The 22,687-nt window shown below is 37.5% G+C and carries 23 protein-coding genes and 1 pseudogene; 14 read left to right on the plus strand and 10 right to left on the minus strand.

The genetic code is table 11. The annotated features are described in order from the left end of the window. Positions 1–18: 18 nt before the first annotated feature. The 7 genes from ACSU6B_RS14750 (at position 19) to ACSU6B_RS14780 (ending at position 4,649) form a co-directional block, all read left to right on the plus strand. Positions 19–555 carry a redoxin domain-containing protein gene (locus ACSU6B_RS14750; protein WP_410886261.1) on the plus strand — a complete coding sequence of 179 codons (537 nt, stop codon included), beginning with the start codon at positions 19–21 and terminating at the stop codon, positions 553–555. A 143-nt stretch (positions 556–698) separates the two neighbouring features. Next, complete coding sequence (locus ACSU6B_RS14755; protein WP_088087694.1) at positions 699–830, plus strand: FbpB family small basic protein; 132 nt, start codon at positions 699–701, stop codon at positions 828–830. Between the two features lie 67 nt (positions 831–897). After that, positions 898–1,041, plus strand: a complete 144-nt coding sequence (locus ACSU6B_RS14760) for an acid-soluble spore protein N (RefSeq protein WP_098260605.1) — start codon at positions 898–900, stop codon at positions 1,039–1,041. A 125-nt stretch (positions 1,042–1,166) separates the two neighbouring features. Next, entirely contained in the window at positions 1,167–1,400 is a 234-nt protein-coding gene (gene tlp / locus ACSU6B_RS14765) for a small acid-soluble spore protein Tlp (RefSeq protein WP_373408494.1), read from the plus strand. 102 nt (positions 1,401–1,502) lie between these two features. Continuing rightward, positions 1,503–3,824: an AAA family ATPase gene (locus tag ACSU6B_RS14770; RefSeq protein WP_410886264.1), complete on the plus strand. Its 2,322-nt coding sequence runs from the start codon at positions 1,503–1,505 to the stop codon at positions 3,822–3,824. Between the two features lie 27 nt (positions 3,825–3,851). Continuing rightward, positions 3,852–4,283, plus strand: a complete 432-nt coding sequence (locus tag ACSU6B_RS14775) for an acyl-CoA thioesterase (protein WP_215013420.1) — start codon at positions 3,852–3,854, stop codon at positions 4,281–4,283. A 48-nt stretch (positions 4,284–4,331) separates the two neighbouring features. Continuing rightward, on the plus strand, positions 4,332–4,649 hold the full coding sequence (locus ACSU6B_RS14780) for a hypothetical protein (protein WP_410886266.1): 318 nt from the start codon (positions 4,332–4,334) through the stop codon (positions 4,647–4,649). 48 nt (positions 4,650–4,697) lie between these two features. On the opposite strand, the gene ACSU6B_RS14785 is transcribed toward ACSU6B_RS14780, so the two are convergent. The 4 genes from ACSU6B_RS14785 to plsY form a co-directional block, all read right to left on the minus strand. Further along, entirely contained in the window at positions 4,698–5,039 is a 342-nt protein-coding gene (locus tag ACSU6B_RS14785) for a CPBP family intramembrane glutamic endopeptidase (protein WP_410886268.1), read from the minus strand. A gap of 176 nt (positions 5,040–5,215) precedes the next feature. Next, positions 5,216–5,485: a hypothetical protein gene (locus ACSU6B_RS14790; protein WP_410886270.1), complete on the minus strand. Its 270-nt coding sequence runs from the start codon at positions 5,483–5,485 to the stop codon at positions 5,216–5,218. A 47-nt stretch (positions 5,486–5,532) separates the two neighbouring features. Then, on the minus strand, positions 5,533–6,684 hold the full coding sequence (locus tag ACSU6B_RS14795) for a CapA family protein (RefSeq protein ID WP_410886272.1): 1,152 nt from the start codon (positions 6,682–6,684) through the stop codon (positions 5,533–5,535). Positions 6,685–6,815: 131 nt separating this feature from the next. Continuing rightward, positions 6,816–7,415 (minus strand): glycerol-3-phosphate 1-O-acyltransferase PlsY, encoded by a 600-nt coding sequence (gene plsY, locus ACSU6B_RS14800; RefSeq protein WP_215004285.1) that lies wholly within the window; start codon positions 7,413–7,415, stop codon positions 6,816–6,818. Between the two features lie 365 nt (positions 7,416–7,780). Between plsY and ACSU6B_RS14805 the strand changes: the two genes are divergently transcribed. The 6 genes from ACSU6B_RS14805 (at position 7,781) to ACSU6B_RS14830 (ending at position 17,564) form a co-directional block, all read left to right on the plus strand. Beyond that, on the plus strand, positions 7,781–8,197 hold the full coding sequence (locus ACSU6B_RS14805) for a CoA-binding protein (protein ID WP_410886274.1): 417 nt from the start codon (positions 7,781–7,783) through the stop codon (positions 8,195–8,197). Positions 8,198–8,485: 288 nt separating this feature from the next. Next, positions 8,486–10,465, plus strand: coding sequence for a DNA topoisomerase IV subunit B (parE, locus tag ACSU6B_RS14810; protein WP_215004289.1), 1,980 nt, complete (start codon positions 8,486–8,488; stop codon positions 10,463–10,465). Continuing rightward, a complete protein-coding gene (gene parC, locus ACSU6B_RS14815) occupies positions 10,462–12,900 on the plus strand; it encodes a DNA topoisomerase IV subunit A (protein WP_410886276.1) in 2,439 nt (812 codons plus the stop codon). The genes parE and parC overlap by 4 nt, the downstream gene beginning before the upstream one ends. Before the next feature lie 96 nt (positions 12,901–12,996). After that, on the plus strand, positions 12,997–13,755 hold the full coding sequence (locus ACSU6B_RS14820; protein ID WP_410886278.1) for a hypothetical protein: 759 nt from the start codon (positions 12,997–12,999) through the stop codon (positions 13,753–13,755). 195 nt (positions 13,756–13,950) lie between these two features. Continuing rightward, positions 13,951–15,678: an ABC transporter ATP-binding protein gene (locus ACSU6B_RS14825; protein WP_410886428.1), complete on the plus strand. Its 1,728-nt coding sequence runs from the start codon at positions 13,951–13,953 to the stop codon at positions 15,676–15,678. Next, the gene (locus tag ACSU6B_RS14830) at positions 15,675–17,564 is read left to right on the plus strand and encodes an ABC transporter ATP-binding protein (protein ID WP_410886280.1); all 1,890 of its coding nucleotides are present in this window, start codon (positions 15,675–15,677) and stop codon (positions 17,562–17,564) included. The genes ACSU6B_RS14825 and ACSU6B_RS14830 overlap by 4 nt, the downstream gene beginning before the upstream one ends. A 199-nt stretch (positions 17,565–17,763) precedes the next feature. On the opposite strand, the gene xerS is transcribed toward ACSU6B_RS14830, so the two are convergent. Further along, a complete protein-coding gene (gene xerS, locus ACSU6B_RS14835) occupies positions 17,764–18,852 on the minus strand; it encodes a tyrosine recombinase XerS (RefSeq protein ID WP_410886282.1) in 1,089 nt (362 codons plus the stop codon). 438 nt (positions 18,853–19,290) lie between these two features. Then, on the minus strand, positions 19,291–19,539 hold the full coding sequence (locus ACSU6B_RS14840; protein WP_410886284.1) for a hypothetical protein: 249 nt from the start codon (positions 19,537–19,539) through the stop codon (positions 19,291–19,293). A 254-nt stretch (positions 19,540–19,793) separates the two neighbouring features. On the opposite strand from ACSU6B_RS14840, the gene ACSU6B_RS14845 reads away from it, so the two are divergent. Further along, positions 19,794–20,105 carry a winged helix-turn-helix transcriptional regulator gene (locus ACSU6B_RS14845; protein WP_410886286.1) on the plus strand — a complete coding sequence of 104 codons (312 nt, stop codon included), beginning with the start codon at positions 19,794–19,796 and terminating at the stop codon, positions 20,103–20,105. Positions 20,106–20,163: 58 nt separating this feature from the next. Here the strand turns inward: ACSU6B_RS14845 and ACSU6B_RS14850 are convergent, their stop codons facing one another. The 4 genes and pseudogenes from ACSU6B_RS14850 to ACSU6B_RS14865 form a co-directional block, all read right to left on the minus strand. Continuing rightward, positions 20,164–20,442 carry a carboxymuconolactone decarboxylase family protein gene (locus tag ACSU6B_RS14850; protein WP_410886288.1) on the minus strand — a complete coding sequence of 93 codons (279 nt, stop codon included), beginning with the start codon at positions 20,440–20,442 and terminating at the stop codon, positions 20,164–20,166. Positions 20,443–20,807: 365 nt separating this feature from the next. Then, positions 20,808–21,131 (minus strand): 2Fe-2S iron-sulfur cluster-binding protein, encoded by a 324-nt coding sequence (locus tag ACSU6B_RS14855; RefSeq protein ID WP_410886290.1) that lies wholly within the window; start codon positions 21,129–21,131, stop codon positions 20,808–20,810. A 181-nt stretch (positions 21,132–21,312) separates the two neighbouring features. Continuing rightward, complete coding sequence (locus tag ACSU6B_RS14860) at positions 21,313–21,801, minus strand: hypothetical protein (RefSeq protein ID WP_410886292.1); 489 nt, start codon at positions 21,799–21,801, stop codon at positions 21,313–21,315. Between the two features lie 188 nt (positions 21,802–21,989). Then, positions 21,990–22,567, minus strand: a pseudogene (locus tag ACSU6B_RS14865) (Gfo/Idh/MocA family protein). Positions 22,568–22,687: the final 120 nt, after the last annotated feature.

Raw genomic sequence — 22,687 nt, forward strand, 5'->3', positions numbered from 1 at the left:
GTAAAGGAGGATTCGGGGATGATTAAAAAAGTAATTGCTGCTGTAATATTAGTTACATTACTTACAGTAGCGATTGTTCAGGCAATGGATAAAAAAACAGAAACTCCCGAAACTACAAGTCAAACAACAGCTGGTAATGAAGGACTCGCTATAGGAGCAAAGGCACCTGATTTTGAACTTAAAACATTAACAGGTGAGACCGTGAAACTTTCCAATTTAAAAGGAAAAAAAGTTATGCTTAACTTTTGGGCAACATGGTGTCCTCCTTGTAAAGCAGAAATGCCAGCTATGGAGCAATTTTCCAAGCAAATGGAAAAGGATATCGTAATTTTAGCGGTTAACATTGATCCACAATTAGATGTTCAAGGATTTGTTGATGAAAATAAAATTACTTTTCCAATCCCTCTTGATGCCGATGATAAAGTAAATGAAACCTATCAAGTACTTTCCATTCCAACTACGTATTTTATTGATAGTAAAGGGATGATCCAGAATAAATATGTCGGTGGAATGAAACTTGAAGATATGAAAGATTTTACAAATAAACTAAAATAAACAAAAAACGTTGGATTACTCCAGCGTTTTTTTCTTTTATAATAAATATTTAAAAAACGATATAATTTTCAAAAAGTTGTAATAATTGCAACCGTTTCCGGGCATAATAACTGTTACAATAGGAAATAAGGACGGTGATACCGATGAGAAAACCTAGAAAACGCTCGTTTGCAGAGCTTGTATCCGAAAATAAATCACAGCTTTTAAAAGATCGTGCTGCAATTGAAAAAATCGAACAACGCTTGGAAGAAAAACGTCTCGGTAAAGCAGAATAACTAAAAAAGATTACCAATTATGTTTTCCAACCTTATGGAGAAAATGAAAGTAAGGAGGGATCATGACATGGGTAATCCGAAAAAAGATAGCAAACATTTTGTACCTAGCCATACTGGCACACAACCCCGAGGGTTTAATGGGAATAAGGGGAAGAAAATGAATGATACATCAGGGCAGCATGCCCAAGTAATTCAAACAAAAGGTGAATAGGTATAGATTATAAGACTCAATGGCGAAAGCCTATGGGTCTTTTTTGTCATTAAAAAATTTTTTTAGTTTAATTTTTGGAGTCAGTAACAAACTATATTTGTACCAATTACACCATGGGAGGAATTATGATGGCCTATAATAACAAACCGAATCCGGATGATCGCAGCGATAACGTCGAAAAGCTTCAAGCCATGATTCAAAATACAGAAAATAATATCGAAGCAGCTGAAGAATCGTTAGCATTAACAGACAGTGAGACACAACGTCAGGAAATTGAAGCAAAGAATGAACGCCGACGTGAGAGCATCGACTCATTCCGTTCAGAAATTAAGGATGAGGCGCATAATCAAGAAAGCTAAAAAAGTGGGAGACCTGTTCATAATGGACGGGTCTTTTTGTTTAGGTATGGAGCGACTGTTATGGTAAGATAGAAAGGAAATTTTGAAAAAGAAGTGATAACCTTGAGACAACTAGTAAATCAACTTACAATACATGATAAATTAAAGCAATGGGAAATTGAATTAAACGAAAACGGGTCTATTTCAAATGAAAGTGCATTAATTTCCGCTCTTACGTACGAATCCAATTCCGTTATCCTATCAAAGATATTAACACTTGCCGCTTTGTCACGGATTGGTCGAAATAAAAAGGATAAAATGGCAGTGGTATGGCTTGAAAGAGCGCTTAAACTAAACCCTGATAATCAAGCCGCAAAAGAATATATGATGCAATCGGATTGGAAAAAGATGGAGGGGTTACTTTCGCAGCTTACCTTTCCTGCAATGAGAGAAACAGATAATCGAACTGCCAAAAAGAAAACAGCGGAACAATACATAGAAGTGTGTCAGAACTTTTTAACGGATGCCGATGAGATTCACCAGGTTTTAGAAACGAAAAGAGAGCTTTCCTCAACATTAGATAATAAGGATTTATTCCAAAAACATCAGCTTCTTTCCGGGTTGTTGTCTTCTGCTATAGACGAAACAGGAAATTTATTAAAGGCAGCTGAGGAGTACGATCAATCGATTACAGGTGTTTTCCATACTTCCACCTATTATGATGACTTGAAATTGCACTTATCTAATTTAGAGGAAATTAAAGCTACTTGGCAAAGGGAATTTATTGAAGAAGAAACTGAGAGTCTTCCTGATCGAATCAATGCCTTGGATCAACTGAATGAAATGATTGGGATGGAGTTTGTTAAAAATCGGATCAATGATTTTTACCGATTTTTAAAGTACCAAAAGCAGAGGAAGGAGCTCGGTTTTCAAATAAAGGACGAATTGAGCTTGAACATGATCTTAACCGGTAATCCGGGTACAGGAAAAACAACACTTGCCAGGTTACTTGCGAAAATTTATCACGAATTAGGTGTCTTGCCTCGTGAGGAAGTAATTGAGACGGATCGTTCGCAGCTTGTCGGTTCATTTGTCGGCCAAACAGAAGAAAACGTCCGAACGGTTGTCGAGCGCTCTATTGGCGGGGTGTTATTTATTGATGAGGCCTATAGTCTAAAACGTGAGGGGCAAACAGGCAACGATTATGGTCAAGCGGCGATTGATACACTGGTTTCGCTTATGACAGGAAATGAATATGGCGGGAAATTCGCGGTCATTATGGCAGGCTATCCCGAGGAAATGCGCTCCTTTTTAGACGCAAACCCAGGTTTACGCAGTCGTTTTCCTCAGTCCAATCTCATTCATTTGCCAAATTATTCGAATGAAGAATTAATAAACATTGCAGAACATGTGGCATCAGATAATGATTACTTCCTTAGCGAAGAGGCAAAAATCGAAATCAATCATCGTCTCGATCGTGAACGGGTGGATGATTCCTTTGGAAATGCTAGAACAGTCCGCAATATTGTCTTAGATGCGATTTTTAAAAAGGGCTCTGACAAGGAAGTAAAGGATGATAACATCTTAGATTTTATGTTACTGAATAAAGAGGACTTTCTTTTAGAAAAAGAGGAAAGTGTAGAGTCTCCTTATGAAAAATTGGATCGACTAATTGGGTTAGACGCCTCAAAGGTTGAGATACGGTCCCTTTTCAAGTTTGTAAAAATGCAGCAGTACCGGATGAAAAAAGGGCTGCCGCCCGTACCTATTCAGCTTCATGCTGTTTTCACCGGAAATCCTGGTACAGGAAAAACAACCGTAGCTAAGATTTATGCGGAGCTTTTAAAGGAATGTGGCATTTTAAAACGAGGTCATCTTATCGTAGCAAGCAGGGCAGATTTTGTAGCCGGATATGTAGGTCAAACGGCAGGGAAAACAAAGAAAAAAATTAGGGAAGCTCTCGGTGGTGTCTTATTTATTGACGAGGCCTATTCCCTTTTCAGTTCGACAACAGGTGATTTTGGTAAAGAGGTCATAGATACACTTGTTGATGAAATGACCAAGCATAATGAAAACCTAGTCGTTGTCTTGGCAGGTTACCCACATGAAATGGACTTGCTCCTAGAAAGCAATCCTGGTCTTCGCTCCCGCTTTAAAAAGTTCTTTTTATTTCCTGATTATTCAACAGAGGAACTGCTTGAAATCATGGCGGTCTATGCTAATAGTTTTCAATACCACCTAACAGGGGAAGCAAAAGTGCTGTTACTTCAAAAGATGGATGAAGAATCCTTCAAAGGGAATGGCCGTTTTGCAACAAACATGGTGGATGAAATGATTCAAGCACAGGCCTCAAGATTAATGGATGTTGCAGAAGATGAAGATCTTTTTGAAAAGTCCCTGCTGCTTGAGGGAGCAGATGTAATAAAGGCAATCAATAAAATGTAAAATATGATCACGAAAGGGTCGTGACCCGTGGAAAATTTATTTATTTCGACTAGAGAAATTCAGCTCTATTATGCTGATACAGATATGATGGGTGTTATTTACCATGCTAATTATCTAAAGTTTTTTGAACTTGGCAGAACAGGATTAATTGAAGATATTGGATACAATTATCTTGCCATGGAGGAGTCAGGCTATTTTGCTCCTGTTTATGACGTTCAAGTGACCTACAAAAAACCGTTACGCTATGGTGATAAAGGGTTTGTAAAAACATGGGTAGAATTAAATAATGGCATCAAAACTGTTTATGGATATACGATTGTAAATGGCGATGATGAAATATGTGCAGAAGGAAAAACAACCCATATTATTGTTAAAAAGGATAATTTTAGACCGTCTTCATTCAAAAAGGCATTTCCTGAATGGTATTTAAAATATGAGGAAATTAAGAAAAAGGACTAAAATTCTTACTTTTATCGACGAAATAATTTATTCATTGAGGTGTCTTGATTGGCCTTTGGAATTAAAAAACAGCAAATAAGCGAATGGAAAAGAAAAATTGACAACGGAGAAATTGCGTTTTTAACCCATTATTGGCTTGATGATCGCTTTCCAGGTTCAAATACAGTCACTAAGGTGGGCTGCAATGACCTTGTAAAATTAGCAGTTTGGGGCCAAAAATATGGGTTAAGGAAAGAATGGATCCATCATCGGAAGGATGGTTATTCGCATTTTGATTTAATAGGTGAGCGACAAAGAGAAATTTTACATAAAGAAGGTTTGTTTGAACATATATGGCAAAAAGAAATCCGTCCACTTGAAGAGTAACCACTCTAAAAGTGCGGATTTTTTTTTAGATTAGGAATTTCGGCAAATTTAAACGGGAATCCTACCCCATCCGGATACTATTATTAGGATCGTGATCAAGGTATGAACAATGAAAGCTGGAATGATACTTTTAGATGATAACGTAAATAATCCAAATATTAATCCTAGAAAAATATAAAGAATTGATATTAAGATTGAAAATCCAAACATGGTCGTATGTAAGCCAAAAGCAATGCTGGTGACGATCAAACCTAATCCTTGATTGGTGATCGTAATCAGTTTATAAAGAAGTATTCCGCGCCACAAAACCTCTTCTAGCAATGCATTGATGATCGAAAACAATAAAATGAATAGCAAAGGATGCCATTGCACTTCATCTTTTTTTATCAAAAGTATCCCAATAATAGCTAGTATTGAAAGAAGGCAAAGGATAAGAAAAAATTTTCTTAACGAAAAAGCGAAGTTAAAAGGGAGTTGAATTTCTCCTGATAGCATAGGGTTTTTTAAAAATGGACTAATTTCTAGTTTAAATTTCTTAATAACATAACTAATAATAATGATTGGGATTAATAAAACAATTGACTAGACATGACAAGCGAATAAGGTGTTAAACGAAAACTTTCTAAGTTATCCATATTCACTAGCAATAGATTACCTAAAAAAAATGATATGACCATCCAGGCAAATAAGCGTTTGTCTTCCTTAAAAAAAGCAACTAATAATAATAAAGCAATCAGAAAAACAAAAAAAGGAGTGTAGTAACCTCTTGCAAAAAAATAGGTCATGGTTAAAAATAACAACCTAAACAAGATACCTTGTCGATTAATACCTTCCATCCGCTTTGTTCCTCCTACCTTTCTTTTATGAGTAAAAAGGCCCCGCTTTACCGAAGCCATTGTTGCATATGTGTTTGAATTTCTTTAAATTTCGCATTAGCATTTCGCAGACCAAATGATCCTGCTTTCTCTAATGGAACCACACGGAAATTATGATTCTTTTTACTTGCGACATAGGTTGGATAAAAAGCCGGGTTAGACAAATCAATGGTGGTTCCTTTTTCTGATACATGTTTTGTTATATCAATGGTGGTTAAACCGCCAATATCTTTATAGTCGCCATGTTGGGCGGAAATAAAATTCCCTAATGAATAAACGACGAATGTTTGTTTCCCTTCCGCTGTTTTTATCCATTCCATTGGCTGCAAGACATGGGGATGAGAGCCAAAGATGATGTCGACTCCTTCATTAGCAAGAAATTTTGCAAGGTCTTTTTGTTCTTTTGTCGGCATTCGCTTGTACTCATTACCCCAATGAATGCTCATGACCACTACATCTGATTGCTTTTTGGCGCGATGAATTTCTTCTTTCATCGATTCGCGATTAATCAGGTTGACGAGAAAATCTTTTCCGTCTGGTACTGGGATTCCGTTCGTTCCGTAGGTATAGGAGAGAAAGGCAAGCTTAATCCCATTTTTATTTAGTATCCTCAAATTTTGGCGGTCCTTTTCATCAAGGAAGCTTCCCACATGTGGCAGTCCAATACTTTCTAAATAAGCGGCTTCCGACTTAATCCCTTTTTCGCCTTTATCTAACGTGTGATTATTCGCTGTTGATACTATATCGACCCCTGTATGGACGAGTGCATCTGCTAGCTCGTATGGGCTATTGAACCTTGGATAACCGGAAAGACCCAGTGCTTGTCCCCCTAACATACTTTCTTGATTGGCCGTTAAAACGTCTGGCTTTTCTAATAGAGGTTTCACATTTTCAAACATAGGTTCAAAATGATAGGCAGCTCCATTAAAGGCATCTTTATAAACTTTGTCGTGAATCAAAATATCCCCTATGGCACCAAGTGTTACTTTTTCTGTTATCTCGTGATTGATCAGTAGTAAAGAACGAGGCTTATGCTCTTTTAAAGGATAAACTTTTTCGTCTTCATCTGAATGTTGACTTTGTTGAATTAAGAGATAAGAAGCTAATCCGACACATGCAACAATAATTAAAACTGAAGGTATAATAGCATTCCGTTTCATAATTACTCCTTAATAGGCGCTTGTTTTTTATGTAATCCATTTTTAGACTGTTAGTTATACTATATTATATACTTCTATAATTTTAAAACTATTTAATAAATTAAAAAGGAACCGCTATAGGTTCCTTTTCATTATAACCATTTAATTTTCGGTTCCGTTTTATTAATAATTCTTTTAATATTGGCTCGGTGCCGGTATATCACAAACGATGCTAGTAGAAATACTACGATGAGCAATGGGATGTCCCATTCACGAATAATACCAGTAACTATAGCAAACAGAACAGCTGTAATTCCTGCGATCATCGAGGATAAGGAAACATATTTTGATAGGTATAAGCTGATAAAAAAGATAACAAGGACTGTGATAAACATATACGGTGCGTAGAACAATACGACACCACCTGAAGTAGCAACGGCTTTTCCGCCACGAAACCCGGCAAAAATCGGATAGGTATGACCGATAACAGCCAATACTCCAGCCATTAATGGATTCACATCGACATGAAAAAGATAGGGCAGAGATGCTGCTAGTGTCCCTTTCAGTATATCAGCAAGTGTCACCGCCATGCCCGCTTTAACACCGAGTGTCCGAAACGTATTTGTTCCGCCTAAATTTCCGCTCCCATGCTGGCGAATATCTGTTTTATAAAATACTTTTCCGATAATTAAACCAGAAGGGATTGAACCTAGTAAATACGCAAGAACCAAAACTAAAATAATTTGAACCATTAACAAATTCTCCTTCAACAAAAAGATCCAGTCCTTCTATTTTACCATGTAATATAGAAAAAACACCACGCTTTTCCTTTTCTGTCCCAAGTAAGTACAAATAGAGTCAATTTTATTACGAAAAAAAGGAGAATTTTCAAACCCTTTGTTAATTCATTGAAAGCAAAGTATAGAGACAATATAATTTAGATAAAATCATATAAAACATATAAAAACCGGGCGACGATACAAGTTAAACCGAAACTTTTAACCAGTTAAATAATATTTTATGCAGCCTCTTCTACCAGGGGTTTTTCTGTTAAGAACTTTTTATTATGTATTTTTTGAAAATATAGGTAAAATAAAGAGAAAAGGGAGTGAGACATATGAGCATTGAAAATCCAAGTCGTAATGAAATTGGGACAATTTTAAAAAAGGCAAAAAGAATCGCAGTTGTTGGTTTGAGTGATAATCCTGAACGAACATCCTATCAAGTTTCAGCTGCTATGCAAAAAGCGGGTTATGACATTATTCCAGTGAATCCTACTGTCGATCAGGTTCTTGGTGTCAAGGCAGTTGCCTCTCTGAAAGATATTGAAGGACATGTAGACATTGTTAATGTTTTTCGCAGGTCGGAACAATTGTTCGATGTAGCCAAAGAATTTGATGAGATTGATGCCGATGTATATTGGGCGCAGCTTGGACTAGAAAATGATGAGGCGTATGAGTTTTTAAAAAACAATGGCTATACGGTTATTATGAACCGCTGCATTAAAGTCGAACATGCGTTAACAAAAGCATAATGTTTACCATAAAACTGCTAATTATTAGCAGTTTTTTTCTTTCAATCCCCCAAAAAACGCTAGAAAATATTATTACAAAAGTATGTTGTTTCAAATTACGTATTTGCCAAATTAAAATAAATCGCTACAATATAGCATAGAAGCCGCAAGATTTATGATAAAATAAGAAGCGGCAAACATTGGTTCTATTTTAAAATATAAAAAGATAATAAAAAGATGACTAATCAATTAGTTCATGAAGCAATTAGAAGGATACTTCTTTTTGTAGGGAATGAAAGGGGTATTTTAGTGGCAAGGAATCAGCAAGTTTTTGATTATAATGATGATGCCATACAGGTACTAGAAGGTCTAGAGGCGGTTCGAAAGCGTCCAGGAATGTACATTGGCAGCACCGATTCACGCGGTCTTCATCACCTCGTTTATGAGATTGTCGACAATTCTGTCGATGAAGCACTTGGAGGATTTGGTGATCAAATCATTGTAAAAATACACAAAGATAATTCAATTAGTGTTAATGACCGAGGACGCGGCATGCCTACAGGTATGCACAAAATGGGGAAACCGACACCAGAGGTTATTTTAACAGTGCTTCATGCCGGCGGAAAGTTCGGCCAAGGTGGATATAAAACAAGCGGCGGTTTGCATGGTGTTGGTGCATCGGTAGTTAATGCATTATCTGAATGGTTAACTGTCACGATTAAAAGGGACGGTTTCGTATATGAACAGCGCTTTGAAAATGGGGGAAAGCCAGCAACCACTCTCGAAAAAATCGGCAAAACCAATCAAACAGGAACAACGATTCATTTTAAGCCAGATCCGACCATTTTTTCGACGACTACTTACAATTTCGAAACATTATGTGAGAGGTTACGAGAGTCAGCCTTCTTGCTAAAAGGATTGAAAATCGATATTATCGATGATCGTAATGATTTCCATGAAGTCTTTCATTATGAGAATGGGATTGAAGCCTTCGTTGCTTATTTAAATGAAGAAAAGGATGTCCTTCATCCGGTTATCAGCTTAGAAGGCTCTCAGCATGGAATAGAAGTGGATTTTGCGTTTCAATTTAATGATGGCTATTCCGAAAATGTCCTCTCCTTTGTTAATAATGTCCGCACAAGAGATGGCGGTACCCATGAAGCAGGGGCAAAAACAGCAATGACCAGGGTATTTAACGATTATGCCCGCAAGGTTTCATTCTTAAAAGATAAAGACAAAAACCTTGATGGTGCAGATATCCGCGAAGGTTTATCGGCAATAATCTCCGTTCGAATCCCGGAAGAACTACTTCAGTTCGAAGGACAAACAAAGGGGAAATTAGGAACTAGTGAGGCTAGGTCAGCAGTCGATGCTGTTGTTTCTGAACATCTCTCCTACTTTCTTGAAGAGAACCCTGATATTAGCTCCCTTCTTATCAAAAAATCGATTAAAGCCTATCAAGCTCGAGAAGCTGCTAGAAAAGCGCGTGAGGATGCTAGAAGCGGTAAAAAACGGAAACGTTCGGATGCCGTTTTGTCTGGTAAACTAACACCTGCCCAATCACGTAATCCTCAAAGAAATGAACTATACCTGGTGGAGGGTGATTCCGCGGGAGGTTCCGCAAAACAAGGGCGTGACCGCCGCTTTCAAGCCGTACTTCCACTTAGAGGTAAAGTAATCAATACGGAAAAAGCAAAACTCTCTGACATTTTTAAAAATGAAGAAATCAATACGATCATCCATGCAATTGGCGGTGGGGTCGGTACGGATTTTAATGTAGAAGATATCAACTATGATAAAATTGTCATTATGACGGATGCTGATACCGATGGAGCACATATTCAGGTCTTATTACTTACATTCTTTTATCGATATATGAAGCCGCTGCTAGAAGCAGGCAAAGTGTTTATTGCCCTCCCGCCGCTTTATAAAGTGAGTAAAGGTACAGGCAAAAAGGAAATTATCGAATATGCTTGGAGTGATGATGAGCTCCAGGGTGCCCTGAAAAAAGTGGGCAGAGGCTATATTATTCAGCGTTATAAAGGACTTGGCGAAATGAATGCCGACCAGCTATGGGATACAACAATGGATCCAGAAACACGGACATTGATTCGTGTAAAAATCGATGATGTTGCACGAGCAGAACGCCGCGTTACAACCCTTATGGGCGACAAGGTTGAACCGCGCCGCAAGTGGATCGAAAGTAATGTAGCATTTGGTTTAGAAGAAGATGACACCATTTTAGAAAATGAAAATATTACGGTCTCCGAGGAGGATTCTGAAGGATGAGTACAAATGAAAAATTCCGTGACTTGCCTCTAGAAGATGTAATTGGTGATCGTTTTGGCAGATATAGTAAGTACATCATTCAAGAACGTGCCCTTCCGGATGCACGTGACGGCCTAAAGCCTGTACAGCGAAGAATTCTTTATGCGATGCATGTGGAAGGAAATACGTACGATAAAGGATTTCGAAAATCAGCAAAAACCGTTGGTAATGTCATCGGTAACTACCACCCACACGGTGATACCTCTGTTTATGAGGCAATGGTGCGGATGAGTCAGGACTGGAAGGTTAGAAACGTCCTCGTTCAAATGCACGGAAACAACGGTAGCGTTGATGGTGATCCGCCGGCAGCTATGCGTTATACTGAAGCAAGGCTTTCAGCGATTGCTGCCGAATTAATGCGTGACATCGAAAAAAATACCGTTGAATTTATTCCAAACTTTGATGATACATCGAAAGAACCAACGGTCTTGCCAGCGATGTTCCCGAACCTTCTTGTCAATGGTTCGACAGGAATTTCAGCAGGTTACGCAACGGATATTCCCCCGCATCACCTTGGAGAAATCATTGACGGAGTAATCAAGAGAATGGATCAACCGGATGTATCTGTAGACGAACTGATGACCATCATTAAAGGGCCAGATTTCCCTACAGGCGGTATCATTCAAGGGATTGATGGGATTAGAAAAGCCTATGAAACTGGTAAAGGGAAAATTATCGTCCGGAGCAAAGCAGAAATAGAAGAGGTTCGTGGCGGTAAGCAGCAAATAGTCATTACCGAAATACCATATGAAGTCAATAAAGCCAATCTTGTTAAAAAAATGGATGAATTCCGTCTCGATCGAAAAGTAGAAGGAATTTCAGAGATCCGCGATGAAACGGACCGAACAGGCTTAAGAATAGTCATTGATTTAAAGAAAGATGCCGATGCAGAAGGTGTCTTGAACTATTTATACAAAAATAGTGATCTTCAAGTAACCTACAATTTTAATATGGTTGCCATCTATAAAAAACGTCCAAAATTAATGGGACTAAGAGAAATGCTGGACGCTTATATCGAACACCAAAAAGAAGTTGTGACAAGAAGGTCGCAATATGACCTTAATAAAGCGAAAGAGCGTCAGCATATCGTTGAAGGATTAATGAAAGCTTTATCCATCCTTGATGAAGTAATTGCCACCATCCGCGCATCCAAGGATAAACGCGATGCGAAAGATAATTTGATGGCAAAGTATGGTTTCACAGAGCTGCAAGCCGAAGCGATCGTTTCCTTACAGCTTTATCGCTTAACAAACACCGATATCACTGCACTGAGGCAGGAAGCGGAAGAATTAGCGAAGAAAATTGACGAGCTTACTAGTATTTTAGCAAGTGAGAAAACTCTTTTCTCTGTCATTAAAAAAGAATTAAAAGATGTGAAGAAACGTTTTGCAGATGCGCGTCGTTCTAAGATTGTAGCTGAAATCGAAGAATTGAAAATCAATCTTGAAGTTACCGTTCCTAGCGAAGACGTGATTGTAACGATCACAAAACAAGGGTATGTAAAACGGACGAGCCCACGTTCATATGCAGCTTCCAATGGCCAGGATTTAGCGATGAAAGATTCAGACCGTTTGTTAGCTCAGCTTGAAATGAATACAAAGGATGTCCTTCTCCTCTTCACGAATAAAGGAAATTATTTATTCTGCCCTGTTCATGAGCTTCCGGATATCCGTTGGAAAGACCTTGGACAGCATGTCGCGAATATTATTCCAATTGAACGTGAGGAAGAGATTATCCAAGCGATTCCGGTTAAAGACTTTGAGGCAAATCTATTCCTTGTCTTTGTCACGAAAAATGGCATGGTCAAGAAAACAGAGCTTAAACAATATAAAGCACAACGATATTCCAAACCGCTTGTTGGCATCAACCTCAAGGATGATGATCAAGTAACTGATGTTCATATAACAGATGGAACGGAAGAATTATTCTTAATCACCCACTTAGGTTACTCCTTATGGTTTCATGAAGAAGAAATCAGTATTGTCGGTGCACGTGCTGCCGGAGTTAAAGGGATGAATTTAAAGGATAACGATTTTGTCATTGGCGGAAAAATCATTCATCCAGATAGTAATGAAACGATCGTTATTGCGACGCAGCGTGGAGCTGTGAAGAGGATGAAAATGAAAGAGTTTGAAAAAGCAACTCGAGCCAAGCGCGGGGTTGTCATTTTAAGAGAGCTTAAGTCAAATCCACACCGAATCACCGGATTTGTTATTGCTAATGAGCAGGATATTATTTATCTCCAAACGGAAAAAGGACATATCGAAACACTTCATACAGTAGATATTCACTTCAGTGACCGTTATTCGAATGGATCGTTTATACTTGATGAGGATGATAACGGCAAGGTAACCACTGTTTGGAAAGTAGCAGCACCTGAAAAACCAAATGAATAATTTTTTGTGGACTCTCTAAAAATAAGAGAGTCCCTTTTTCATCTTTTTTCCAAAACTGGACATACTAACTAATAACAGAGTTGGGAGGGTTCATGGATGAAAAAAGAGATGCTTCTGGTGATTGCTTCGTTTTTTCTCATGTCACTTACTGCGATTACTGGGGTTTATGCAATTGAAGAAACTACAAAAACGGTCACCATAACAAAAGAGCAAGAAGATATTACAGGAGACGAAAAGGAGGAAGAAATCCTTTTAAAGGGTGTTCCTTATCAGAAAGAAGATACATTTTTAGAGAAAATCTATATTGAAATTGCCGCCTCCAATGGAAAGACCTTTTCCTTCCCTTTGGAAAGTGGTGCAAAGGCGTCACTCCTGCTAGTGGACTTAAACCATGATGGGGTGAAGGATTTATTTGCAAATGTGTTAACCGGAGGAAATGAGCGAATTGTTCATAACTACTCTTTTTCTATGAAGGATTTTGTCCATACGAATTTAGCCCTGCCTGAGCCGCTTGAAATGGATAGCCATTTTTTAAATGGGTATAAAGCTGAAATCAAACTTGCTAAAACAGGAAAATTCTATCGGTTTGATCTAAAGGACCGTCAAAAGTATTATAAAAAGCTCGGCCTTTATTATAAAGGAAAGATAAATGAGCCCACGGAGCTAACCGTAAACACTTTTAGCAGTCTCCAACCGATACAATTAGAGGGCAATAAAGTGGGATTACTGGGGGAGCAAAGGGTTACTGGAATCGCAAATGCGGACCTTATTGCATTGGTTAAATCTACTTGGTTGTTAGAAAAAGGTCATTGGAAGCTCATCGGCACGGTGGTTAATAAAGAAATCAATAAATGATCGTTAAACACAGGATTCCCTGTGTTTTTTTTTTGTAAAAATTTGACGGAATTTCCAGTCGGGAATATACTTATGTTTGCTTAACAAGCCAAATGATCTTTTTTATAAACTTAATAAATATATTTGTTCATATTTAGTTCATAAAAATAGGATAAAGTTACTCGTATGAATTATTGAAAACGGAGTTGAGAGATGTTGATCAAATTAACCAGATTTCTAAAACCATTTCAATTACCCATCTATTTGGTTTTAGGCCTAGTGCTTTTACAGTCATTGTCAGAACTTTATTTGCCAACGTTAATGGCTGACATTGTTGACAAGGGTGTAGTGACTGGTGATACCAACTACATTTGGAAAATCGGTGGTTTCATGCTGCTCGTCGCGGCAGGAGGGATGATTTGTTCCATTGCTGCGAGTTTCTACTCAGCAAAAGCAGCATCAGGGTTTGGAAAGCAATTGCGGAGCAAAATTTTCTCCCATGTAGGAAACTTTTCACTGCACGAGTTTGATAAACTTGGAACTGCTTCATTGATTACAAGAACTACCAACGATATTACTCAAATCCAGCAAGTATTAGTAATGATGTTACGAATGATGGCGATGGCACCGATGATGTGTATTGGCGGTATCATTATGGCCTATTCAAAGGATGCCAAGCTAACGTTAGTTCTTGCTGTCGCTTTGCCAATTCTCGTACTTGCGATCGTCATAATCGCAAGAAAAGGAATTCCACTATTTAAAGCAATGCAGGTAAAATTGGATAATCTCAATCGCGTTTTACGAGAAAACTTAACTGGTATTCGTGTTATTCGCTCATTTAATCGAGTGGAGCATGAGAAGAAACGTTTTGATGAAGCCAACTGGGATTTAACACAAACATCTATTAAGGTAAATAAAATCATGGCTGCAATGATGCCAATTATGATGATTGTTCTTAACCTCTCAACTGTAGCGATTGTCTGGTTTGGCGGGCTTCGGATTAGCAATGGGCATATGCAGGTCGGTGATATGATGGCATTTATCCAATATGCTATGCAAATTATGTTCTCATTCATCATGCTATCCATGATGTTTGTGATGATACCAAGGGCATCGGTATCTGCTGTCCGAATTAACGAAGTGCTTGAGACGGTAGCCGATATTAAGGATCCATCTTCGTCGTTATCAGGGGAAGGCACAAAAGGGCACGTAGAATTTCAGGATGTTACCTTCAGTTATCCTGGAGCAGAAATGCCTGCAATTTTAAATATTTCTTTTTCTATGAAACCTGGTGAAGTAACAGCTATTATTGGGGGAACAGGCTCCGGAAAGTCGACACTGATTAACTTGATTCCGCGCTTTTATGATGTTGAAAGTGGTAAAGTTCTTGTCGATGGAATGGATGTAAGAGATATGACCCAAGAACAGCTTAGAGAAAAGATCGGGTTTGTCCCACAGCAATCAGTGCTATTTACAGGCACAATCACAGAGAACATTCGTTATGGGAAAGAGAATGCATCAACAGAAGAAGTCGAACATGCTGCCGAAATTGCCCAGGCGAAAGAATTCATTTCAAACATGCCAGAAGGTTTTGATGCGGTAATTGCCCAAGGGGGAACAAATGTTTCTGGCGGGCAGAAACAGCGGTTATCCATCGCCAGAGCCCTCGTTCGGAAGCCTGAGATTTATATATTTGATGACAGCTTTTCCGCATTGGACTTTAAAACAGATGCCAAGCTGCGCGCTGCACTAAAAGGGGAAACTGGCAATTCAACGGTATTAATCGTGGCACAACGAGTAAGCACAATTATCGACGCCGATCAGATTATTGTGCTAGATAATGGCGAGGTTACTGGTATCGGTAAACATAAAGAATTGATGGAATCGAGTGCGATTTATCGTGAGATTGTGATGTCACAGCTGTCAGAGGAGGAAATCGCATGAGTAAGGAACCCAAAAATCAAGAATCTGGGGCGCGCAAACTTGGCCCTGGTGGTGGATTTGGACCGATGGGAATGGGTATGCCTGTCCAAAAAGCAAAGAATTTTAAAGGAACACTTAACAGATTAATCAGCTATTTGAAGCCCTATAAATTACAGCTTCTTTCCGTATTAATTACTGCCATTATCAGTACGATTTTTGCAATTGTCAGTCCTAAAATCATGGGGAAGGCAACCACAAAATTATTTGAAGGCTTAATGATGAAGCTCAGAGGGGTTCCTGGGGCTAAAATAGATTTTGAGTATATCGGTCAAATTATTATTTTACTAATAGTTCTTTATATATTGAGTGCGATTTTTGCCTATTTACAACAATATATCATGGCTGGCGTCGCACAAAAGACAGTTTATAATCTCCGTAAAGAAGTTGAAGAAAAGCTTAACAGGCTGCCGTTAAAATACTTTGATTCACGTACCCATGGGGAAATTCTCAGCCGTGCAGTCAATGATGTCGATAATATCAGCACAACCTTACAGCAAAGCTTAACCCAGTTGATTACCTCAGTAGTTACAATTATTGGAGTAATCATCATGATGCTATCAATCAGTCCTTTGATGACATTGATCGTGATTGTGACACTGCCAATTAGTGGTGTAGCGATTGCAAAAATCGCTAAAAAGTCACAACAATATTTTAAAGGACAGCAAAAATCACTAGGCGAGCTAAATGGTCATGTAGAAGAAATGTATACAGGACATAAGGTAGTCAAAGTATTTGGCCATGAGCAGAAATCGATTGACAAATTTGAAGGAATTAATGAAACCCTCTACCAATCAGCCTGGAAGGCACAGTTTGTTTCTGGAATGATTATGCCGCTTATGTCTTTTATCAATAATATTGGCTATGTCCTTGTATCCGTCGTTGGTGGAATCCTAGTCACTAAAAAAGCGATTGAAATTGGTGATATTCAGGCCTTTATCCAATATGCGCGGCAATTTTCTCAACCAATCGCACAAACAGCATCGATTGCCAACGTGATTCAATCAACTATCGCATCTGCCGAACGTGTGTTTGAAATATTAGATGAAACTGAAGAGGTCCCAGAAGCGGTTGCTGAAAAAGTGATTTCTACTCCGAGGGGTGAAGTAACATTTGAACATGTTACTTTTGGCTACGAGGAAAATAAAATCTTAATCGAAGATATGCAAATTGATGTGAAATCTGGCCAGACGGTTGCGATCGTCGGACCAACAGGGGCAGGGAAGACAACACTTATTAATTTGTTAATGCGTTTCTACGAGATTAATTCCGGTCGAATTTTAATTGATGGCATTGACACGAGAGATTTAAAAAGGGAGCACCTAAGGAGTTTATTCGGTATGGTGTTACAGGATACCTGGCTGTTTAACAGTACGATTTTTGATAATATTGCATACGGAAGGGAAGGGGCAACAAAAGAGGAAGTGGTGGCATCGGCGCGAGCAGCCAATGCGGACCATTTTATCCGAACTCTTCCAGACGGTTATGATACGATATTGAACGAGGAGGCATCCAATATTTCTCAGGGCCAAAAGCAGCTGTTAACCATTGCCAGAGCGATACTCGCGAATCCAGCGATTCTAATACTTGATGAAGCAACAAGTAGTGTAGATACCCGGACAGAGGTACAAATTCAAAAAGCGATGAACCATTTAATGAAAGGGCGCACAAGCTTTGTTATAGCACACAGATTGTCGACGATTCGTGATGCAGATTTAATCCTTGTGATGAATAATGGCAGTGTGATTGAAAAAGGAAATCACGTCGAATTGCTTGAAAAAGGCGGCTTTTATGCAGATTTGTATAATAGTCAGTTTACTGGAAGCAATTCGATGAAAAATGTAGGATAAAAAAATGCGTTTGGAGAGCATATGAGCTTTCTGAACGCATTTTTAAATTTGCAAAGTGAAAAATATTAAAAATTTTATTCTGTCTCATTTTCTTAAGTATACTTTGTAATTGAGATTATTACATTTTTTTATTACATAATAATATTATGTAAACTGATAAAATAAAAAAATCAACTGCCTTTTTTACAGACAGTCATTATTAATCCAGTTGTTCTTTTGGCATATCCATTTTATCAACAGCAATTTTAAGATCATCATTCTTAATATGTGTGTAAATCATTGTGGTTTGGATTGATGAATGACCTAATTGACGTCTTAATTTTGGTACATCATTGATTTCAGCATGGTATCTGGTCGCAAACGAATGCCGCAGCTTATGTACGGATAATGATGGTTTACCAAATGCGGTGGCATATTTTTCAATTAATTTTTCAACAGATCTTCCCGTTAATCTTCGTGATTTTCCTTTTGGTCCAATGGGTGCAGAAATAAACAACGCCTTATTGGCTTTATCAACCTGGTACTTAGCAGTTCGAATCGACAGATATTCTTTCAAGTCAGCCATTGCAACCTGACTAAAGAAGACAAATTGTTCTTTATTACCTTTTCGAATAACTCGTACACAATATTTACTAAAATCGATATCGTCTAATTCAATTCCAACTAACTCCGAAAGGCGAAGACCGGATCCTAAGATTAATGACACAATCGCTGTATCACGCTCCTTATTTAATTGATAAAAGTTAGAGATTTTTTTGTTATCTTTGTTCATTTCGCCATAATCATTAGCAACAAAGAGGCGAAACTTCTCATATTCATCGCCAAGAAGGATTTTACCTTCCATTTTATTTGCTTTTGTTTCCATGCTGTCTTTTACTTCATTAAATTCAATTTTGGCCATGACATTTCGATTAATGTATGACTTTAAATCGGGTGTTTCAGCAATGTTTTGCATGTAATTAAATAGTGATTTTAATGCAGATAATTTCCGATTTACGGTGAGTTCTTTGTTATTTAATTGATAATGGAGATAGTTTAAAAAACTTTCAACCTCTAAAACTGTCATTTGCTCCAGACGTTCCAAAGGAATATCTTTGACATTGCCAAACACTAATTGCTCGTTGATCATCCAGTTGAAGAAGATTTTATAATCATGGCAGTAATTATATAAGGAAGCCGTCGAAAGTTTTCTGAGTTTGTGGTTTATGTATTCATCAACATACCACGGTAATTCGTTAAGTATGATTTGCAATTTTTTATAATTTATTAGTTTATCCTGATTTACCATAAAATCACCTCACTTCTATATTTTACATAATCGAGTTAATTACGTCAAATTTATATTTTACGTAATAATGTAAAATGATGTTCAGACACTTCAATTGTTTCATTCTATTGTTTTCTAGCCATAAGAACCTACCTTTCGATACGATAAATGTCCCTCCTCCTAACAAAAAAAGCTGGCGATCTCATGGATCTCCAGCTCTGTCCTCTGCATCTGCTTGTTTCTCTGCATCAACATCCCACTGAGCTGCTTGATAGTTTGTTCCGGTGGTACTATAGTAAAATAATCTCTAATTTTCATAGTCTGGGTCAAGATAAATGAAAAGTCGCTGTATCTTGAAATCCCTTTTTAAAATACATTACAAAAGCGTCCTGCATGGGTCACTTTTGGACCACTACCACTCTCAAAATTTACATATACGAAATTAATATCTACCAATCCTTATCTTCTATTCTTTCTTTGTTCTGTTAAATCAATGGTAAGCTGTTTCATCCGTTGCTTCGTTAATGGATATAGAAAGACTAATATTAAGAAAATCAATAGATAGATGGCACCAGGTACGATCGTAGCCAGTCCATAAATCCCTTCCAGGGTACCCACAGTTTGTACTTCACGAGCTGAATCATACCCTATGGCTGTAATCGCAAAGCCCCCGATTCCACCAGCAATTGCATTTCGAGATTTTTTCAAAAAAATATTTCTCTTCTCTTCTATTCTAGTTCCATCAGATTATTCAATTAATAACTAGATAACTTTATGTAACCGTAATAACTTTTTTAATTTAGCTGTCAATTTATAAGTGTCCAAATTCGTGAACGAAAAAGAACAGATTTTATTCTTTGGTAATTTTGTTCCAGTAAATACTTTATTTTAACAACTGATTTTGTTATTATTAATATATAGTTATTAATAATAACCAAGATACTATTATGAGGTGTTAATAGATGGATGCAGAAAATAAATTATGCAATAAAGTTGAAGAGTGCTACCATATTATGGGGAAGAAATGGATGGGTCTCATTATTCATACATTAATGAAAGAGCCAAAAAGATTCAGTGAAATTCATGCCTTCATTCCCGACTTAAGTAAAAGAGTATTAAATGAAAGGATGAAAGAACTCGAGGAAAATGGAATTGTGTTAAGAAATGTTATTGCTGACCGACCGGTACGGACCGAATATTCTTTAACCAAAAAAGGAACAGAACTCGGACGATCGCTTAAAGCTTTAGAGGAATGGGCAGATAAATGGTTATAAATTAAAAGACCTCTCTAATTTTCAGAGAGGTCTTTCATTGCATTTTAATACCTTTTCGTTATTCACCATAGCTTTGAATCAAATTCGTGATATGTGCATAAGCTCCTCCTGCAAGTAATGCTGAAGTAACCATTACAGCTTCTGCAAGCTCTTCATTTGTACATCCAAGCTTCATGGCATTTATCGTATGGACATCTATACAATATGGGCATTTTGTAGCATGAGCAACTGCCACAGCAATAATCTCTTTAAACTTCCCACTCAACTTGCCGTCCTTCATCGCTGTTCTACTAAAAGTAAAATAACCTTTAAAGCCTTCAGGTGCAAATTTATTCAATTGACTAAGCTTTTTAGATTTGATGAGCGTCTATAAAGTGAATCATCTGCTTCTGAATCCATCGCATTATGTATATGAGTACTATGAGTGACAACCCCACCTGCTGCTACTACAAAGATCGCTTCTACTAATTCTTCTAGTGATGCACCTTCAGCTTTTGCACGACGTGTATGAGAATCAATTCAATAAGGGCATTCCGATTCTTAGTTAAAAATCCACTATTTCTACAGGTAGACCTGTCCGTACGGATTGATAAATAGCTAATATGATTTTTAGTGGTTTTTGTCCCTATTCACAAGCGGTCTCTATCTCCTGAATGGAATTTATCATAGGTAACTCACCAAACATATCTACAATTAATCATTTCATTCTTCTGGTCTTGGCCCTGGTTCCATTCCTGAATTTTCCATCGTCATAATTGGGATAATTTCTGTATCTCCATCTACTCGAACTTGACAAGATAGTCGTAAATTATCATCAATAATTCCCTTCTTATTAAAAGCTTTTTTTTCAGTAGTTGTTTCGACGCAAAATTCACCACTCATTATTTCTACTCTACAGGTTGTACATTTTGCTTTTCCTCCACATCGGTGGAGGATATTTACACCGTTGTCTTCTAATGCTAGTACCAGCTTTCTCCCTTTTTCAACTTCAAAAGTTCCATATCCAAGAACTGTGATTTTGGGCATTTCTATTCCCCCCACAAAATAAAGTTTGAATTTTACTCTTTTACAGCAAGCACGGTATTTTTTTTTTGATGTATAACTAAGTTAATGCAGATTTTTGCATTCCAATGTGGAGCTTTGTTAGCATAAATAGGTTAAAGAGCAGCTTCTCCTAATCAGGAATCCCAAAACTTCCCCCCATTACTTAAGCTTTCATTTCAATATGAAATTTAACATTTTCAATGTTTACATTTAGCAGTTTTTCTAACTGTACCTGTTTTGCATCAACTTCATTCTCTTCCTTTTTACAAACTATATTTTCATGTTGAAGATTATTAAATTCGGTCGATACCAATTCTTTAAAAATAGAGGATTTAGTTAATACATACATAATTAATTCTGTAACAGCTTGTTTTTCTTGTTCGTTCTTTGTGGAAAAAATACTATGTTTATCCGGTTCAAAAACGATTAAAGATTGCATATTTTCTGTTAAACGTATACCAAAGTACTTTTTTTCAGCTCCATAATACTCATTTTCCCTTATACGAAGAAACTCTAAGCCAACCATAAATTCATAGTAGGGTAAGTCCTTTTCAAGAAACTGAAATATCTTTATTTCAATGCTTGAACTTTGATCAATAAATATTTCTTTTTCTAACTTTGTTTGGATAACTTTGGATTCTAACAAGTTCACTTTAATTACCTCACATTTTTTATTTAAAACCTTGGTAAGTATATATGTAGTAAACCCAGAATTTTTAATCCTTATTCAATGAAAGTGTTAATGACAATGCCTCCAATTTTTAGAAACAATGCAACTTCAGTTCATTAGACACAAAAAACCCTAATAACGGACTTTTTCCATTATTAGGGTTTTTTGTGTCAATTATCTAATTCCTCCATAACCCAGTTGGTTCTCGCACCGGTCACGCCAGTGCTTGAGCACTGGTCACTGCCTCCGGTTAAGTCAGCCACAATAGTTTTTACAAGGGGTGGATGGACGTGCTGCGGCGCTTCAAAGTTCCATTGCTCTGTTCCACTTGCGGTTGTCAAAACAATTGGCTCATTACCAAAAGTGGAAAAAGTAATTTTCCCTTTACTGCCAACGATTTCATTCACATCTACATCATCATATGCAGAAAAACACCAATTTCCTACGCCATGAATTCCGGATTCAAATGTTTTCATGCCTTTGCAACTTTAATTGTATATTCTTTATGTGAAACCGGTGGTGTCGCAATATAGACAGCATCAACATCTGGATCGTTAATAAGTGCGTCGGCATCATCGTACCATTTCGGTACATTATGTCGTTTTGCATAGTCTTTAGCAAGTTCCCCGGTTCTTCGCATAACGGCAACCAACTCTGAATTTTCTATCCTTTGGAAAGCGGGTCCACTTTTCACTTCCGTTACATCACCACATCCAATAATGCCCCAACGAACTTTGTTAAATTTCATAAGAATAATCTCCTTCTTTTTTCATCTCACTTAACTTTTCATATGTGGGGATTCAGGATTCATTTCCATAAACTCGAGCCATTATCAATATTTTCATTTTAAGTAAATACTCTTCTATTA

It is taken from the genome of Neobacillus sp. C211 (assembly GCF_051842875.1).
GTDB lineage: Bacteria > Bacillota > Bacilli > Bacillales > Cytobacillaceae > Neobacillus.

Bases quoted from the DNA above. Each gene is read 5' to 3' on its own strand.
- ACSU6B_RS14755 (WP_088087694.1), top strand. From the start codon at position 699: ATGAGAAAACCTAGAAAACGCTCGTTTGCAGAGCTTGTATCCGAAAAT.
- ACSU6B_RS14805 (WP_410886274.1), top strand. From the start codon at position 7,781: ATGAGCATTGAAAATCCAAGTCGTAATGAAATTGGGACAATTTTAAAA.
- ACSU6B_RS14795 (WP_410886272.1), bottom strand. From the start codon at position 6,684: ATGAAACGGAATGCTATTATACCTTCAGTTTTAATTATTGTTGCATGT.
- xerS (WP_410886282.1), bottom strand. From the start codon at position 18,852: ATGGTAAATCAGGATAAACTAATAAATTATAAAAAATTGCAAATCATA.
- parC (WP_410886276.1), top strand. From the start codon at position 10,462: ATGAGTACAAATGAAAAATTCCGTGACTTGCCTCTAGAAGATGTAATT.
- tlp (WP_373408494.1), top strand. From the start codon at position 1,167: ATGATGGCCTATAATAACAAACCGAATCCGGATGATCGCAGCGATAAC.
- ACSU6B_RS14820 (WP_410886278.1), top strand. From the start codon at position 12,997: ATGAAAAAAGAGATGCTTCTGGTGATTGCTTCGTTTTTTCTCATGTCA.
- ACSU6B_RS14790 (WP_410886270.1), bottom strand. From the start codon at position 5,485: ATGGAAGGTATTAATCGACAAGGTATCTTGTTTAGGTTGTTATTTTTA.
- ACSU6B_RS14750 (WP_410886261.1), top strand. From the start codon at position 19: ATGATTAAAAAAGTAATTGCTGCTGTAATATTAGTTACATTACTTACA.
- ACSU6B_RS14855 (WP_410886290.1), bottom strand. From the start codon at position 21,131: ATGCCCAAAATCACAGTTCTTGGATATGGAACTTTTGAAGTTGAAAAA.
- ACSU6B_RS14830 (WP_410886280.1), top strand. From the start codon at position 15,675: ATGAGTAAGGAACCCAAAAATCAAGAATCTGGGGCGCGCAAACTTGGC.
- ACSU6B_RS14760 (WP_098260605.1), top strand. From the start codon at position 898: ATGGGTAATCCGAAAAAAGATAGCAAACATTTTGTACCTAGCCATACT.
- plsY (WP_215004285.1), bottom strand. From the start codon at position 7,415: ATGGTTCAAATTATTTTAGTTTTGGTTCTTGCGTATTTACTAGGTTCA.
- ACSU6B_RS14845 (WP_410886286.1), top strand. From the start codon at position 19,794: ATGGATGCAGAAAATAAATTATGCAATAAAGTTGAAGAGTGCTACCAT.